The 16714-nt window shown below is 26.9% G+C and carries 19 protein-coding genes and 2 tRNA genes; 19 read left to right on the top strand and 2 right to left on the bottom strand.

Going from position 1 to position 16714, the window contains the following annotated elements:
* The first annotated feature begins 5 nt into the window (after window positions 1-5).
* The 3 genes from CJ192_RS01015 to CJ192_RS01025 are packed head-to-tail and all read left to right on the top strand — an operon-like array spanning window position 6 to window position 4976.
* A complete protein-coding gene (locus CJ192_RS01015) occupies window positions 6-3425 on the top strand; it encodes a penicillin-binding transpeptidase domain-containing protein (RefSeq protein ID WP_102197435.1) in 3420 nt (1139 codons plus the stop codon).
* 1 nt (window position 3426) lies between these two features.
* Window positions 3427-4053 (top strand): P-loop NTPase family protein, encoded by a 627-nt coding sequence (locus CJ192_RS01020; RefSeq protein WP_102197436.1) that lies wholly within the window; start codon window positions 3427-3429, stop codon window positions 4051-4053.
* Window positions 4050-4976 carry a ribonuclease E/G gene (locus CJ192_RS01025; protein ID WP_102197437.1) on the top strand — a complete coding sequence of 309 codons (927 nt, stop codon included), beginning with the start codon at window positions 4050-4052 and terminating at the stop codon, window positions 4974-4976. The genes CJ192_RS01020 and CJ192_RS01025 overlap by 4 nt, the downstream gene beginning before the upstream one ends.
* Here CJ192_RS01025 and CJ192_RS01030 read toward each other — a convergent pair.
* Both CJ192_RS01030 and CJ192_RS01035 read right to left on the bottom strand, forming a co-directional pair.
* Window positions 4973-5248: a GIY-YIG nuclease family protein gene (locus tag CJ192_RS01030; RefSeq protein WP_102197438.1), complete on the bottom strand. Its 276-nt coding sequence runs from the start codon at window positions 5246-5248 to the stop codon at window positions 4973-4975. The genes CJ192_RS01025 and CJ192_RS01030 overlap by 4 nt on opposite strands.
* On the bottom strand, window positions 5248-5841 hold the full coding sequence (locus CJ192_RS01035) for a regulatory protein RecX (RefSeq protein ID WP_102197439.1): 594 nt from the start codon (window positions 5839-5841) through the stop codon (window positions 5248-5250). The genes CJ192_RS01030 and CJ192_RS01035 overlap by 1 nt, the downstream gene beginning before the upstream one ends.
* Window positions 5842-6173: 332 nt before the next feature.
* On the opposite strand from CJ192_RS01035, the gene CJ192_RS01040 reads away from it, so the two are divergent.
* The 16 genes from CJ192_RS01040 to rpmF all read left to right on the top strand — a co-directional run bounded on the left by CJ192_RS01040 (window position 6174) and on the right by rpmF (window position 16695).
* A tRNA-His gene (locus CJ192_RS01040) sits at window positions 6174-6250 on the top strand.
* A gap of 3 nt (window positions 6251-6253) precedes the next feature.
* A tRNA-Leu gene (locus tag CJ192_RS01045) sits at window positions 6254-6339 on the top strand.
* A 117-nt stretch (window positions 6340-6456) separates the two neighbouring features.
* A complete protein-coding gene (locus CJ192_RS01050) occupies window positions 6457-7395 on the top strand; it encodes an ABC transporter ATP-binding protein (protein ID WP_102197440.1) in 939 nt (312 codons plus the stop codon).
* Between the two features lies 1 nt (window position 7396).
* Complete coding sequence (locus CJ192_RS01055; protein ID WP_102197441.1) at window positions 7397-8482, top strand: ABC transporter permease; 1086 nt, start codon at window positions 7397-7399, stop codon at window positions 8480-8482.
* Window positions 8469-9590, top strand: coding sequence for an ABC transporter permease (locus CJ192_RS01060; protein WP_102197442.1), 1122 nt, complete (start codon window positions 8469-8471; stop codon window positions 9588-9590). The genes CJ192_RS01055 and CJ192_RS01060 overlap by 14 nt, the downstream gene beginning before the upstream one ends.
* 133 nt (window positions 9591-9723) lie before the next feature.
* On the top strand, window positions 9724-10446 hold the full coding sequence (gene pyrH / locus CJ192_RS01065) for a UMP kinase (RefSeq protein WP_004812494.1): 723 nt from the start codon (window positions 9724-9726) through the stop codon (window positions 10444-10446).
* Window positions 10436-10993 carry a ribosome recycling factor gene (gene frr, locus CJ192_RS01070; RefSeq protein ID WP_004818075.1) on the top strand — a complete coding sequence of 186 codons (558 nt, stop codon included), beginning with the start codon at window positions 10436-10438 and terminating at the stop codon, window positions 10991-10993. Before pyrH ends, frr begins: the two co-directional genes overlap by 11 nt.
* On the top strand, window positions 10994-12085 hold the full coding sequence (locus CJ192_RS01075; RefSeq protein ID WP_102197443.1) for a type II secretion system F family protein: 1092 nt from the start codon (window positions 10994-10996) through the stop codon (window positions 12083-12085).
* A gap of 10 nt (window positions 12086-12095) precedes the next feature.
* Window positions 12096-12464, top strand: coding sequence for a prepilin-type N-terminal cleavage/methylation domain-containing protein (locus tag CJ192_RS01080; protein WP_102197444.1), 369 nt, complete (start codon window positions 12096-12098; stop codon window positions 12462-12464).
* Complete coding sequence (locus CJ192_RS01085) at window positions 12461-13156, top strand: prepilin peptidase (RefSeq protein WP_102197445.1); 696 nt, start codon at window positions 12461-12463, stop codon at window positions 13154-13156. The genes CJ192_RS01080 and CJ192_RS01085 overlap by 4 nt, the downstream gene beginning before the upstream one ends.
* Before the next feature lie 7 nt (window positions 13157-13163).
* Entirely contained in the window at window positions 13164-13595 is a 432-nt protein-coding gene (locus tag CJ192_RS01090; RefSeq protein WP_102197446.1) for a type II secretion system protein, read from the top strand.
* Window positions 13564-13875, top strand: coding sequence for a competence type IV pilus minor pilin ComGE (comGE, locus tag CJ192_RS01095; RefSeq protein WP_102197447.1), 312 nt, complete (start codon window positions 13564-13566; stop codon window positions 13873-13875). Before CJ192_RS01090 ends, comGE begins: the two co-directional genes overlap by 32 nt.
* Window positions 13872-14342 carry a prepilin-type N-terminal cleavage/methylation domain-containing protein gene (locus CJ192_RS01100; protein ID WP_102197448.1) on the top strand — a complete coding sequence of 157 codons (471 nt, stop codon included), beginning with the start codon at window positions 13872-13874 and terminating at the stop codon, window positions 14340-14342. Before comGE ends, CJ192_RS01100 begins: the two co-directional genes overlap by 4 nt.
* Window positions 14339-15247: a hypothetical protein gene (locus CJ192_RS01105; protein WP_102197449.1), complete on the top strand. Its 909-nt coding sequence runs from the start codon at window positions 14339-14341 to the stop codon at window positions 15245-15247. Before CJ192_RS01100 ends, CJ192_RS01105 begins: the two co-directional genes overlap by 4 nt.
* An 11-nt stretch (window positions 15248-15258) precedes the next feature.
* Window positions 15259-16446 carry an acetate/propionate family kinase gene (locus CJ192_RS01110; protein ID WP_102197450.1) on the top strand — a complete coding sequence of 396 codons (1188 nt, stop codon included), beginning with the start codon at window positions 15259-15261 and terminating at the stop codon, window positions 16444-16446.
* Window positions 16447-16515: 69 nt separating this feature from the next.
* Window positions 16516-16695: a 50S ribosomal protein L32 gene (rpmF, locus tag CJ192_RS01115; protein WP_004812473.1), complete on the top strand. Its 180-nt coding sequence runs from the start codon at window positions 16516-16518 to the stop codon at window positions 16693-16695.
* Window positions 16696-16714: the final 19 nt, after the last annotated feature.

A 16714-nucleotide genomic window follows, 5' to 3' on the forward strand; every position in this document is an offset into this window, starting at 1 on the left:
AAGTTTTGAAAAAACAAAAAGAAAGTAGGATTACCCTATTACAAATTGTTTTTGCCTTGATGTTTGTGGCAGTATTTATAAAATTATTTATACTAATGATAAACCAAGGTGATCATTATAGGGACCTATCTGATAATAGAAAAGTTCAAGAAGTGGACGAAATAGCAAGTAGGGGAGATATTTTAGATAGAAATGGAAATATCCTTGCTACAACTGTTCCTTCATTTGCTGTGCAATTATACAAAGATCAATTAACAAATTTAGATGATAAAGAAAGAATTGATGCTGTAACTACCTTAGTTAATATATTAGAAGAAGCTGGAGTTAATTATCAAAATGATTTTGATATTAGATTAAATTCTTTTCAATATAAAACAACAGATGATTATTTTAAAGAAGAAAAATCTCCAGAGGATAAAATAGTAGATACTATAATAGATAATAATTTAATAAGAGAATTAGTAGAATCTACTAGTAATAAGAATGGTATAAAATATGAAACCATGAAAACAGCTCTTCTTGCCTTGAAAAAAAGAGGAATAGATATACCACTTTTAGTCAGCCAAAAAGATAGCGAGATAAAGCTAAGCTATAAAGATAATGCAAAAAGTAAATTAAAGTCTATAAATCACACAATAAACGAAGATCCAGTAGATGTTGTAGTTAGCGAAATTGGAGAAGATAAATCAGTAATAAGGAATATTCTTGAAAATAATCAAGCAAGAATTCTAGCTTATAATATATTAAAAGATAAAAATTTAGAGTCTAATGTTATTTTAAAAGATTATACCCTTGCTGCTGATGAAAAATTTATCCAAAAAAAGGCTAGCTTACATCACGGATATCCAGAAATAAAATTAAATACAAAGGCAAGCGATGATTTTTATAATATAGTCAAAAAAACTTCTATTAAAGAATTTTTAAAATCAGCATCCTTAAACGAAGATGACGGTTCTTACAAGATACCAGCAGATGTTTTGATAGAAAAGCTAGAAAATAAAGGTGTCTATGCAAATTTTACCACAGAAGTAAAGACAGAGACTAAGGATGATAAAAATATTTACTCTGTTGACTTAAATTTCAAAAACTCTCAAGCAGGAGACCCTGCCGAAGAATTAGCTAATCTTGCAGATAAACATCACTTGCTAAAAGATGTTGTTCTAGATAAGGATTTTAAATATTTAGCACAAAATGCAAATGTTAAAAATAGTGTATATCCTTCAATAGATATAAGTGATGACAAAATAGAAAAATGGGACTACACCTTTAATGTCGGTAAAAAAGATTTCTTTGAACATTATGCAAGTCTGGATAAAAATCAATCGAGAGATAAGGCTATAAAAAAATTATCAAAGGCTAAAGATGCAAAAGAAATTTTAGATTACATCAAAAAAGTCTCAAATATTAAAAATAATAATAAATATGAAGCCTGTGGGATTTTAACAATCGACAATATAATTAACAGGCAAGGCTCATATGGATTTAGGCCAATAAATTTAGTTTATAACCTTGATGAGTCTACAGTTCTAAGGATAGAAGAAAATATCGATAAGGCTAAGGGAATAAATGTTGCAACTATTCCTATTAGATCTTATCCAAACAGAAATCTCGCAAGTCACGTCTTAGGATACATGGGACCAATTGCTACAGATGATGAAGTAGAAAGATATGTAAATCAGGATTCTTATTTAAGAGATGAAATTGTAGGAAAAACCGGAATAGAAGAATCATATCAAGATACCCTAAGGGGGAAAAATGGAAAAAGTATAGTTACTGTGGATTCATCTGGAAATAGAATCCAAACTTTATCACAAATCCCATCAGAACCTGGAAATGATGTTTACCTAACTATTGATGCGAATTTGCAAAATCAAGCAGAAAAGTCACTAGCAAAAATATTAGAATCAATAAGAACTGGAAAGGCTTATACTTCTGAATATGGTGATTTTACACCTGAAAAATCAGCATCATATGCAACAAGTGGGGCTGTAGTTGTAAGTAATGTAAAAACTGGGGAAGTATTAGCAATGGCATCATATCCGAATTATGATCCAAATTTATTTTCTACAGGTATATCAGAAACTGATTGGGATAGCTTACAAGTTCCAGATAATTCTTCAGTAATAGAAGCTAGGCCTATGATGAACTTGGCTAGTCAAACTGCGGTGATGCCAGGTTCTACATTTAAGCTAGTAACATCCCTTGCAGCTTTAGAAAAAGGCTTAGACCCACAAAGATTAAACTACTGTAATGGCTTTATGGATATTGGGAACAAGAGATTTTCTTGCTTGATTTGGTCGACTACAGGTCAGACTCATGGTGAGGAAAATTTATATGGTGCAATAAGAGATTCATGTAACTATTATTTTTATTGTTTAGCATTAGGTGAGAATCCATCAACACATAAAAGTTTAGGAGTGAAATTAGAATTAAATGATATAAAAAAAGCTGCTGAAATACTAGGTTTAAATAAAACTACTGGGATTGAAATAAATATCCCACAAGAGACAGTTGGCAATATACCTTCAACCGAAAAAAAACTTGAAGTAACCAAGTCTATGATGAAAAAATATCTTGAAAAAGATTTGGCTAATTATATTAAGGGAAATACTAAAAAATCAAAAAAAGATATTGAAAATGATATATCTAAGCTAATTAAATTAGCTGACAATCCTAAGGCTGTAGATAGAGTGAGATTAGCGGAAATAGTTGATGGAATGGGATATGAGCCATTCAAAATCAAAAATGGTGATACAGCAGGGCTAGTAGATACATTAAAATATACTTTTTTAAATCAAGCTAAATGGGATATTACTGATATGTTAAATATTGTAATTGGACAGGGACAAAATTCATATACACCATTACAAATGAATAGGGTGATTTCAACAATATCAAATGGTGGATATTTAAATAAATATACTTTAATCAATCAGGTTAAAGACCATAACTCTAAAAATACTTTATTTAAAAATCAGGTTAAAAATAAAAAAATAAATATTAAAAATTTTAGATATTTAGAAGATATTAAACATGGAACATTATTAGTTGCACAAAATAATGCTATTTTGAATAAGATGCCATTAGAGGTTGGAGTGAAAACTGGAACAGCAGAAGTAGAGGGTAAAAATCCAGATGGTAGTGATTATGAGCCATATGCATGGATGGTTGGATTTGCTCCGTATGATGATCCAGAAATAGCTATTTCTATAATTTTAACTCAAGGTATTATTTCATCAAATGTTTCACCAGTATTCAGAGATATAGTTTGTAAATATTTTGATATAAAAATAAATCCTGAAGAGCAAAGTATTGTTGTTGATAAAAAAGATGACAATAAAGATGAAAACACAAATAAGCAGGATCAAAACAATATAGAAAATCAAGATAATATAGAAAATAATGAAAATACAAATGGAGAATAGTATGAAGGTATTTTTAATAAATTCGAAAAATCATAATGAAGGTAAATTTATAAAAGAACTTTCTGATAAACTATCTAAAGATAAATCCTTATTACTTCTTTCTTTTCAAAGACAAAAAGATGAAAATATAGAAGATTTATTCGATATGGGAGGGATGATCACATATGATATATGTGATTATTTCCTTGATATTGTTGGACTTGATAAGATTATCAAAAAATATAAGGGGAACTTAGATTTTGCAATATCACCCTTAGTTCAAGGAAAATATGATATAAAAAAAGAAGATATTGATAAGTTGTTAAAGGAAGTTTCAAAATATGATTATTTGATAATCTATAGTCTGGATTCAAAATTATTAGATGATAAAAAAGAAATTCAGATATTAAATGAAGAAGAATTGGAAAGGGAAATAAATTCAGATTATTTTTGTATAGAAAGTGATGATAAATATTTTGATATCAGAGAAAAAAGAGACTTAATACTTGGAAAATCTTCGAAATTTATCGGCCTAAAAACAAAAAATAATTCTTATGACAAGATAATTTCTAATTTATTAGAAGATAAGAAAGAAGAAATTGATAAAATCGGATTTTTTGAAAAATTAAAGAAGAAACTTGCCCAATGAAGTCTTTCGTATTCATAGATTACAAAGAAAAAGCCTTTGGAAAAATTATTGATAATAAATTATACGAATTTAAATTTTATTCACCATACCTATATAATATTTATAGGGCTAAGGTTGTGGGTAAAATTGATTCTATAAATGCTTATTTTTTATTATATGATAAGGACAAAAAGGCTTTTTTAAAATCTAATAAAAAATTTAAAATTGGAGATAGCCTAATAGGGCAAATCGTAAAAGAAGAATTTGACGACAAGCTTGCCACTTTTAGTGCTAACTTTAGGATTGAAAACCAAGATTATTTTTTATATAGGTTTAAAAATAAGGGCTATCCAATCTTAAAAAAAGGAAGAAAGAAAAATCCTAAGACTTATAAAGACCTTTTAGATATTAAAAATTCACTTATTGATGAGGAAAATTTTACACCTTCTCCAAAATTATTAAAAACCTATAATGAATTTGACTTATATTTAGAAGAGAACGAAGCTTACGACTGCAAAGAAGTTGATATAAGAAATAATAAAATAATTTATGATTGTCTAAAAACTATTGGTGATGAAAAAATATATAAGGATGACCTATCAATAATAATAAATAAATTAGAAACCTTATGTTTTGTAGATGTAAATTCCTCAAAGAAAAGATCTACAATGGATAAGGATGACTTTTATTATAAGGTAAATGAGGGCTTGATTGATTTCATTTTTTACAATTTAAAACTTAGAAATATTGGGGGGATGATTGTAATAGATTTCTTAAAGTCTTCTTTAAATGAAAAATTAGTAGAAAAAATAAATGAATGTTTAAAAAAATACTTCAAAATATATACTATTTACGGCTTTACCAATATGGGATTATTTGAAATATCTATAAAAAGAGAAGGCGAAAGCCTTATAAAAAAACTTAAAGAAAAAGAGCTTATCTAATCGATAAGCTCTAATTTTTTTCTATCAAAATTATCTACTATGTTTTCCTTATACTTTTTATTTAATCTTTTAATTCTATACTCAATCTGCATGGCCTTATTTTTGTTATTTACTTTTTTATAGAAAACAAGCTTGCAAGGCCTTCTTGCTCTAGTATATTTTGCTCCTTTTCCTTTATTGTGTTTATCTAACCTATTTTTAATATCATTGGTCCAACCAGTATATAGGCTATTATCAGAACATCTTAATATATAAACGTATGCGTCATCCATTAAAACAAATCACCCAAAACATTTTTAATAATATCGTAAGAAAATCCCTTAGATGCCAAAAATCTATAAAGCTTATTCTTGTCATCGGTACTTTCTTTTTTTCTAAGAGCAAAATTATAGGCTTTTCCATATTCCTCATCATAGGAAATTTGATTTAAATACTTATCAATAAGTTTGTCATCAATAAATTTGGCCTTTAACTTATACCTTATCTTGCCTTTAGACCAATTTGCTATAGATGATTTATCGTTAATATAAGACTTTACATAATTTTCATCATCAATCAATTTGTATTCATTCAAAAAATCAATAACCCTATCAATTGACTCAGAAGAATAATTTTTTTTCTTTAACTTATAAATAAGGTCATAAGAAGTCTTAGGCCTATAAGAAATTTGCCTTAAAGCTTCATTCTTGCATCTATTAAAATCATCCTCACTTAAAATTTTCTTATAAAGATCAAAATCTAAATCCTCATCTTTTGTAATATTTAAATCATTAAAAAAATCATAAGAAATATAAAAAAATTCCCTAGATATGGTAAGTTTTACCAGATTATACTTATCAGAATACTCAATATTTTCAACAATCATAAAGACTCAATAGCATTCATAACAATAGGAATTACCATTGATAGGGCAACAACTACAGCAAAAATTCTTAGAATTACTTTACTTTTAGATTTCTTTTTCATTAAATCACCTCTAAATCTCTCTTTCTTAACAGTATTTTACTATAAGTCTAATTTTTTGTAAAACTTAAAAAAATATCAAAAAAAAATTTGAAAAAAATTTTTGTTTATGGTATTATATTTAAGTCGAAAGAGACAGGCCATAGTAAATATAAAAAATTTTCAAAATTATTTTTAAATTTACTTGACAAGTGATTCAATTGGATGTATACTTATATAGTAAGTTATTATTTGGTGGGTATGGTCCAGTTGGTTAAGACACCTGGTTGTGGCCCAGGAGATCGAGAGTTCGAATCTCTCTACTCACCCCATATGCGGGATTGGCGGAATTGGCAGACGCGCTAGACTTAGGATCTAGTGAGATTTTCTCGTGAAGGTTCAACTCCTTTATCCCGCACCAGAAATTTTTAGACGTTGGAAACAACGTCTTTTTTTGTGCTCATTTTTACAAATTTTTTACTTTTTTATAACGATTTTATTACTTATCCTATGCTAGAATTATTAAAAGGAGAAGACTATGGTTGATAAAGTTATTGAAGTTAGGTCTTTGGTTAAAAGATACAAAAATTTTCTTGCTGTTGATAATTTAGATTTGGATTTGTATAAGGGAGAAATTTTGGGACTTTTGGGTCCTAATGGATCTGGAAAATCTACTACTATTTCTTGTATTCTTTCTTTGCTTAGCAATAATGGGGGATCTATTAAAATTTTTGGAGAAGAAATGACTCCTGATTCTTTTGATATTAAGGAAAAAATTGGTGTTGTTTTTCAAGATGTTGGTGTTTATGATGAGCTAAGTGTTTATGAAAATATAGATTATTTTTGCGCTTTATACATAAAAGATAAAAATAAAAGAAAAATTCTCGTAAAAAATACAATAGATCTTGTTGGTCTTGGTGATTTTGTTAAATTTAAACCTAAGCAATTATCTGGTGGGCTTATAAGAAGGCTAAATATAGCTTGTGGAATTTCTCACAAACCTGATTTAATTATTTTTGATGAGCCTACTGTTGCAGTTGATCCTCAATCTAGAAATAATATTTTGGAAGGAATAAAAAAATTAAATAAGGAAGGGGCTAGCATTATCTATACTTCTCATTATATGGATGAGGTTGAAAGTATCTGTGATTATATAGTTATTCTTGATAAGGGGAAAATAATAGCAAAAGGTGATGCTGAGAGTTTAAAAGATATCATTGATTTAAAGGAAAAAATTTCTTTTGAATCTGATGATTTATCAGATGACTTGATTGAAAAAATAAAAGCTATGGATTCTTTGATTGATTTTTCTATAAAGGGGAGAAATTGCAAATTAAGTTTTTCTAAAGATTCAAATATTTTAAATCTTGTTGATATATTAAATTCATGCAATACAAAATATGACCATTTAAGTTCAAGTAGACCTAGTTTAAATGATGTATTTCTAGAATTAACTGGAAAAGAATTGAGGGATTAGTATGTTCTTACATAGTTTTAAAAATACTTTTAAAATTTTAATTAGGGATAAGACTCTTATTTTTTGGTCTTTAATCTTTCCTCTAATCTTGGGGTTTTTCTTTAATATTGCTCTTGGAAATATAAAAAATTCTATGAAATTTGAGCCTATAAATGTTAGTGTAAAAGATGGTTTAAGAGATGATAAATATTTTGATGATTTCTTAAATAAATTAGAGAAAGAAAAAATATTTAAGCTGCATGATGAAAAAAATATGGATGATGAAAAAATAATTGCTTACATAAAAGATTATGATAAAGTCGAGTTAAAAAAATCTGGTCTATATGAATCTATCGTAGAAAGCGTAATGAATGCTTATTTAAGAAAAGGCATGATGGCAGAAAAAATTTTTAGAAAAAATCCTAATTTTAATTCTAAGATTTTAACTGAAAGTTCAAACTATATAATAGATAATTCAAAGAAAAATATTGATATTGTTAATACATTTTTCTATTGCCTAATAGGTATGCAAGCTTTGTATGGCTTTAGTTTTGGACTTTTGATTATTTATAGGTATGAAGCAAACCTATCAAGTCTTGCAAAAAGAAATGCCATAGCTCCTATAAAAAAATCCGTAAGCCTTTTAGCTTCAATTTTAGCAGGATTTATAATAAATTTTTCCATAGTTTTATTTACAATTTTATTTTTTAATAAAATTTATAAAATAGATTTTTCTAGTAAGCTTATTCCATTAATTTTTCTTATTGGACTTGCTAGTTTATTTGGTGTTTTGGTTGGTGCTTTGATTGCTTTATCAAATAAATCGAGCATAGAAGTTAAAAATGGTATAGGAATAGCTATAAGTATGGTTTTTTCATATTTTGCTGGAATGATGAATTCGGACATGAAAATAATGGTTCAAGAAAATTATCCAATAATAAACAAACTTAACCCAGCATCTTTAATTAATGATGGTATTTACAGTCTTTATTATTATGATAATTTGGACAGGTATTGGGAAAATATTAAATATTTATTATTTTTAACTTTGCTATTTGGATTAATTTCTTATTTGTTAACAAGGGGTAGGCAATATGACAGTATTTAAAAATTATTTCAAAATAATAAGAGGCCATACTAAGGCTATAGCCTTATACACAATAATTTTCATGTCCTTACTTATATTTTCTAATTCTACTAATACCAATACCAATGTTTATAAAAAAGAAAAGGCAAAAATTTATATAGAAGATTTATGTCAAAGTGATTTATCAAAATCTTTTATTACCTATATGGAAAAAGAAAATAAAATTGTTGATCTTAAAGGAAAAAATATTGACGATAATTTATTTTATGAAATAGTAACAGCTTATATAAAAATTCCAGAAAATTTTGATAAAGAAAAAAAGGTTGAGATAAAAAAGAGTCAAAGTGCTAAGCATTATCAATATGTAAAAGAATCAGTAAATTTATATTTGGATCAAATTTCAGCCTATGAAAAAGCAGGTTTTACTACGAAAGATGCAATAAAAAATACGAAAAAAGATTTTCAAAAGAAAGTAAAAATTTCCTTAAAAAAAGATAAAGGACCAGTATTGCCAGAAAGGACTTTATTTTTCTTTAATTTTTTATCCTACGTGTTTTTAAGTCAAATAATTTTGGTAGTATCCTTAGTAAGTCTAACATATAAAAATAAAAATATTAAACAGAGAAATATGATTTCTCCTATGAGTAAGACGAAAATAAATTTTCAAATACTTTTGGCAAATATTTCTTTTGCACTTTTTTCGTGGTTTCTTTATATGCTAGCTTTTTTCATTTTAAATAGAAAAGTAGACTTATCAAATAGAATATTGTATTTAATGATAAATTCCTTGGTCTTTGCCCTATCCACAGTTAGTATTGCTTCTTTTATATCTAAACTAATAAATAATACTAATATCATGATGGCTGTAATGAATATTTTTTCTCTTGGCTCATCGTTTTTAACAGGTGTTTTTGTTCCTCAAGAGATTTTAAGTAAAAATGCTCTTTTATTAGGACAAATATTTCCAAGCTTTTATTATGTAGCAAATAGTAATATGATAGCAAATGATTTTACAAAAGAAATGTTTTTTAATAATATCCTTGTCCTTGTTGGTTTCGCTATAATTTTTTCTATAATAAGTTTAATATTAGATAAGTTTTTAATTTTTGATAGGTCTAAAAATTTATAAATTTCCTAAGAGGATTTATTTGTTTAAATTTGGGTATTTATTAATATAGTAAACTATCTAATAAATTTTAATAGCATATAACTTTATCAATATTTAAAAATAGTATATAATTTTACTAATAGGAGGAAAAGTTTTGCGAGATATTAAAAGAGTAGTTTTAAAATTAAGTGGTGAAGCACTTGCAAAGGATAAGGGATTTGGTTTTGATGACGAAACTATTGATCTTATCTGTGAAAATATTAAAAGAGCCAAGGACAAGGGGTTAGAAATTGCCATAGTTGTTGGTGGTGGAAATTTCTGGAGAGGAAGAAGCGGAAAACATATTGAAAGAGCAACTAGCGATACTATAGGTATGCTAGGAACTGTAATGAATGGTTTAAGACTTCAAGATACTTTAGAAAAAATGGGAATTGAAACAAGGCTTATGACAGCTATTAATATGCAAGAAGTTGCAGAGCCTTATATAAGAAGAAGGGCTGTAAGACATCTTGAAAAGGGAAGAATTGTTATTTTTTCTGCAGGAACAGGATTACCATATTTTTCAACTGATACAACAGCATCTCTTAGAGCTTTGGAAATTGGCGCTGACATGATTTTATTAGGTAAAAAAGGTACTGACGGAATTTATGATAAAGATCCTAATAAATTCGATGATGCCATCAAATATGAAAAATTAACCTATAGTGAAATTTTACAAAAAAGATTAACAATTATGGATTCTACAGCTACTAGTTTGTGTATGGATAATGAAATGCCAATTCTTGCTTTTGGAATCGATAATCCAGAAAATTTGGTTAGGATAGTTGAAGGAAAAGATATTGGAACAATTGTAAAGGAGAGTTTTGATGTACGATAAAATTATTAAAGATACAGAAAGTGCTATGAAAAAGGCTTGCGAGTCTTTTGAAATTAGAATTTCTAAAATTAGAGCAGGAAGAGCCAATGATTCAATTTTGGATGGATTAACATTTTCATATTATGGATCTCAAACACCTATTAATCAAGCTGCTACAATTTCTACACCAGAACCAAGACTTTTAGTTATCAAACCTTGGGATAAGTCAAATATTAAAGAAATTGAAAAGGCTATTAATAAGTCTGATATCGGTATTAATCCACAAAATGATGGAGAAGTAATAAGACTTCCATTTCCAGCTTTGACTGAGGAAAGAAGAAAAGATTTAACAAAACAAGTTAATGATTATTCTGAAGATAGTAAGATTCAAATTAGAAATATAAGAAGAGATTCTTTGGATGTTGCAAAAAAAGGAGAAAAATCAGCTGACTTAACAGAAGATGATTTATTCTCAATAGAAGAAGATATTCAAAAAATCACTAAAAAATATATAGATAATATTGAAAAAATAGCAGAAAATAAAAACAAAGAATTACTAGAAGTATAAGTGAATAAATTTGATAAGTTAAGGGCTTTTTTAAATAAAGATATAGGCATAAGAAAGATTAATTCAAATATATTATCCTTATTTTTAAAGCAATTAAGCCTACTTATTGACTCATCGGTATCTATATACGATAGTCTAATGATTATAATTGACCAAAGTCTTGACAAAAAATTAAACAAGGCTTTGGTCAAAGTATCCTTAGCATTAAAAGATGGACATGGAGCTTATGAAGCTTTCTTAAAAGAGGAAAAATCTTTTGGTCCAATTATTACAGCCTTTATTAAAAGTGGAGATGCAAGTGGTAAAATGCCTGAAATACTCGATGAGTTATCAGGATATTTGACCGAAGAAAGCAAATATAAAAATAAAATTATAGAAGCGCTAATTTATCCTATAATTTTATTAGTTGTTACAATTGTTGTAGTTATTATTATACTTATAAAAGTTTTGCCTACTTTTATAGAAGTTTTTGAGGATAATGGGACAAAGCTTCCTAAGTCTACAAAAATTCTTTTAGAAAGCTCATCATTTATAAGTGAAAATGGCCTATACATACTTTTATTTGTATTGATTTTTGTATTTTTAATTTTCTTACTTAGGCAAAGAGAAGATTATAGGTTTAAAATCGATAAATTTTTGTTTAATAGTATATTTTTTAATAAGTTTAGGATGATAAATATAGAATATAAGATTACATCCTTGTTATTTATTTTAAAAAAAGGTGATATAGATATAATTGAGAGTATAAATATAATAAAAAAATCTTTTAAGAATTTATATCTTAGATATATTTTAGATAATGTTCAATACAGTCTAGAATTAGGAAATTCCTTGTCAGATTCACTTGAAAATGAAAATGTTTTTACAAAATTATTTATAGCTATGATAAAAGTTGGGGAAGATAGTGGAGATATGGTTGGATCTCTAAAAAAGGCAGCAGACTATTATGCCAACGAATACATATATAGGTTAAAAAGACTTTCAAGTATGGCTGAACCATTTTTGATTTTATTTATGGCTTTGCTTGTAGGTTTTGTTGTTTTTTCGGTTGCTATTCCCATGTTTGATTCAGTTAATAATGTTAATTTTTAAGGAGCAGTCTATGGTAAAAAAATTAAAAAGTAAAAAGAAAGCTTTCACATTAATTGAACTTATTATAGTAATTGCAATTATAGCCTTACTTGCTGCAATTGCTATACCAAAATACAAAATGTCAAAAGAAAAAGCTGCAATTACTGCCCATAATGCAAATATTTCAATGCTAAAAACAGCAGCTAGTTTAAAATTAAATGAATCTAGTTCGAGTGATGAAACTATAGAATGGTCAGATGGGAAAGGTGATTATAAAAATTATATAGATAAATGGCCAAAAGTTCCTAAAGGATTAAAAGATATAAAAGCTGACAAATATACAGTTACAATAAATCCGAAAGATTCATCAATAATCATAAATCCAGGTCCTATAGAATGATTTATTTATTTTATTTTTTTATAGGAAGTATTTTTGGATCATTTGCCCATCTTGCATGTCAAAGGTCAATAAAAGGAGAAAATATTGCCTTTCCACCAAGTCATTGTACATATTGTAATAAAAAAATATTAAAAAGAGACTTAATCCCTATAATTTCTTATTTATTTTTAAGAGGAAGATGTAGGTTTTGCCACAAAAAGATCCCGATTTCATATCTAATTTGTGAAATAGTAGGGGGTCTTTTATTTATATTTGCATTTAAAAAAAATTGTGGGATTCAAGGAGTTTTTATATTTTTATCCCTACTAATTGGATTAATAGTTTCAATTATAGATTTTAAAACATTAGAAATACATATGGTCTATCTTTATATTCTAGGATTTATAGGGCTAATTTATAGGATATTTTATATTAAAAATTATTTAGGACTTATAAAAATATTTCTTATATTTAGCCTTTTATTTCTAATAATATATTTTTTATCGAAGAAAAATATAGGAGATGGGGATTATTTTTTCTATATATCTTTATTTTTATTTTTAGAAAATGAAAAAATAATATACTTATTATTAGTATCGGTTTGGATAGGGGCCATACCTGCAATTTTTCTTGCTATAAAAAATAAAAGTACCAAAATAATAATGCCTTTTTGCCCTTATATATTTTTAGCCTACATAATAGCACTTTTGTGAGGAAGATATGAAAAAAAGAGCTTTCACCCTAATAGAACTTATAATTACACTAGCTATAATTTCAACGATAGCAAGCCTAATAATGATAAAAACAGGGATAATATCAAAATTTGAAGAGAAAAAAGAAATAGAAAATCTAATATCCGATTTTAATTATTGTAGGGAGAAATCTTTAGCAAGTGGGAATAATTTTGAAATCCAAATTAAGGATGATAAATACAAAATTATAAAATATGCAGACAATAGCCTGGTAAAAGAAGTTGACTTAAAATATATTAGTCCATTTAACTCTTATAGTTTGATTTTCAAGCCGACAGGAAGTGTTGAAAAAGCAAAAACTTTAGCCTTTTATTCAAAGTATTATAAATATAGGATAATAGTTTCGCCAATAGCGGGGAGGATAAGAAGTGAAAAAGAAAAAAGGATTTACCCTAATTGAAATCATAATAAGTCTTGCCTTAATAGGAATTATAAGCCTATATATACTTCCTTCTATTTTTTCTGTCTATAAAAATTCTAAAAAGATAAAGGATGATTCTAAATCATTATTTATAATGCAAGAAGTATTGGAAAGATCAAAAGAAAGAGAAATAGGCCAATATGAAGATGAAATAGATGGAATTAAAATTTATACAGAAATAAGTCCTTATAGCAAAAATTTGAAAATTGTAGAGGTGAATAATTCTAAATATAAACTAGAAGTGGTGGTCAAAAAATGAGAAAAAGAGGATTTACCCTTATAGAATTAATATGTGTTCTTGCAATTTCCTCTATTCTTATTCTTTTAATAGATAATATAGTAAAAACCAACTTGTCTATAAGTAAAAAAACTTATGAAGAAGAATTATCCTACAAAAATTCGACCAATTGTATACTTTATATAGAAAATATTATAAGAAAAGCAGACAAAATTATAGATATAAAAGATGAAGAAAATTTTAAATTAGAAATTAATGATGGCGATAAGACATCTACATATAGGTTTGGCCAAGAAGAAAATACGCTTTATGTATACATAAATAATATAAATTCATCAAGTCTTAATGAAGCAAAAATTCCTATAGGATTTTGTAAATCATCTAAAATATCCTATGATAAAAAAGACAAGGCCTTTACTATAGCTATAGATTTTTATGAAAAAGATAAAAATTCAAAATATAGAACTTATATTAGGAGGCTAGAATGAAAAAAAGAGGATTTTTATCAGTATATGTACTTTTAATCCTTGTTTTACTATCAATTAGCCTAAGTTTTATCTACAACCAAGCAGTAAATAATCAAGATTCAAACAAGGACATATACAATAGAAAAAAAGCAATCTACAAAGAAGAATCTATCTACTCAATAATTTTTGATGATAAGGAAAATTTAATAAAAACATTAGAAGAAGTTGATAAAATCAATGATCATTCATGGCATCCTTACAATATAAAATATTTTAATCAAATTGAGAAATTTAGGTGTAAAAAAATATCTGATACATATTTCTCTATAAATAGTGTAAATGAAATAGGTGATTCAAGAGCTGAATTACAAGTGTTATTATACTTAAAAGAAAAATATGAATTAAAAGAAGAAGAAAAAATTATTTTAGCTGATAAATTCGATGAGTTTTATAAAAATATAAAATTTAAGACAAAAAAATTTAAAGAATACGAAAATTATCAGATAAAAAATGATAGTGAAAATACTTTTTTAAAGATTAATAAAAACTTAAATATAAAAGATAAAAAAGAAAAATCAAATGAAATATCTGATGAAAAAAATCAAGAAAAAAATGAGAGTAACTTAAAAAACAAAGAGGAAAATTATTCCAAAAAAAGTAAAGCACCGATAAGAATTAGTGGTATAGTAATAATTGGAAATGATTTAATTTTGGAAAATGATTTGATTTTGGATGGTTTACTTATAATAAAAGGTGATATTATTTCAAAAAATAAAAGTAAGCTTACCATAAATGGACAAATAATATCAGAAAATGATTATTCTAATTTAGTAAAATATTCATACGATAAGGATAAAGCTTTAAATTATATAAATGACATAGAAAATCCAAAATATATAGAAATTAAATCGAAAAAAGTATTTTAATGGAGGAATAAATGAAAATATTAGTTATCAACTGTGGGTCTTCATCCTTAAAATATCAATTATTTGATATGGACAATGAAGAAGTTTTAGTAAAGGGGCTTGTAGAAAGAATTGGAATTGACGGATCAAGGCTTAAACAAGAAAAAGGCGAAGACGAATATATTATCGAAGAAGATATGAAAGACCATACTGAAGCTGTAAAACATGTATTTGATGCAATAACTGATAAAGAAAATGGTGTAATATCAGACCTATCAGAAATTGATGCAGTAGGACATAGGTTTGTTCACGGTGGAGAAAAAATTACAAAATCAGTTGTAATTGATGAAAATGTAAGAGAAGCTGTAAAAGAATATTCAAAATTTGCACCATTACACAACCCAGCAAATATGATGGGACTTGAAGCATGTGAGAAACTTCTTCCAAATGTAAAAAATGTTGCAGTATTTGATACAGCATTCCACCAATCAATGCCAGAAGAAAACTTCCTATACGGAATTGATTATAAATATTATGAAGATCAAGCAGTTAGAAAATATGGTTTCCATGGAACAAGCCATGATTTCATAACACAAAAAACAGCTCAAGTTTTAGAAAAAGATCAAAAAGATTTAAATATGATTTCTTGCCACTTAGGAAATGGATCTTCAATTTGCGCGATTAAAGAAGGAAAATCTTTTGATACAACAATGGGACTTACTCCACTAGAAGGACTTGTAATGGGAACAAGAAGTGGTGACTTAGACCCAACTGTTGTAACATTTTTAATGAATGAATATGGTTACGATACTAAAAAAATGGATAATGTATTAAACAAAGAATCTGGAGTTTTAGGAGTATCAGGAGTTTCATCAGATTTTAGAGATCTTGAAAATGCAGCAAATGATGGAAATAAAAGAGCAGATATAGCCTTAAAAATGTTTGCTAACAGAGCAAAAAGATATATAGCAGGATACATGGCAGAAGTTGGAAATGTAGAAGCTATTGTATTTACAGGTGGAATTGGAGAAAATTCTATAACAATGAGAGAAAGTATAATGGAAGGTTTCGAACAATTTGGTATTAAAATTGATCCAGAAAAAAATAATGTTCGTGGCGGATGTCATTTAGTTTCTACAGATGATTCTAAAGTTAAGGTATTTGTTATAGCAACTAACGAAGAATTAATGATTGCAAGAGACACTAAAAAACTAGTTTAACTTGACAATTTTAACATTTACTTATATAATGTTTAAGATTGCTAAAACTCATAACTAGGAGGTGTTAGAATGGCAGTACCTAAGAGAAGAACATCAAAAACAAGAAAAAATAAAAGAAGAGCTTCAGCTTACAGATTAAATAAATCATCTTATGTAGAGTGTCCAAATTGTCATGAACCAATGTTACCACATAGAGTTTGTCCAAGCTGTGGTTATCATAAAGGCAAAGAAGTTCTTGAGTTAAATTAAGATAGTGGTAACACTATCT

This window comes from Anaerococcus hydrogenalis, from assembly GCF_002871895.1.
Classification (GTDB): domain Bacteria; phylum Bacillota; class Clostridia; order Tissierellales; family Peptoniphilaceae; genus Anaerococcus; species Anaerococcus hydrogenalis.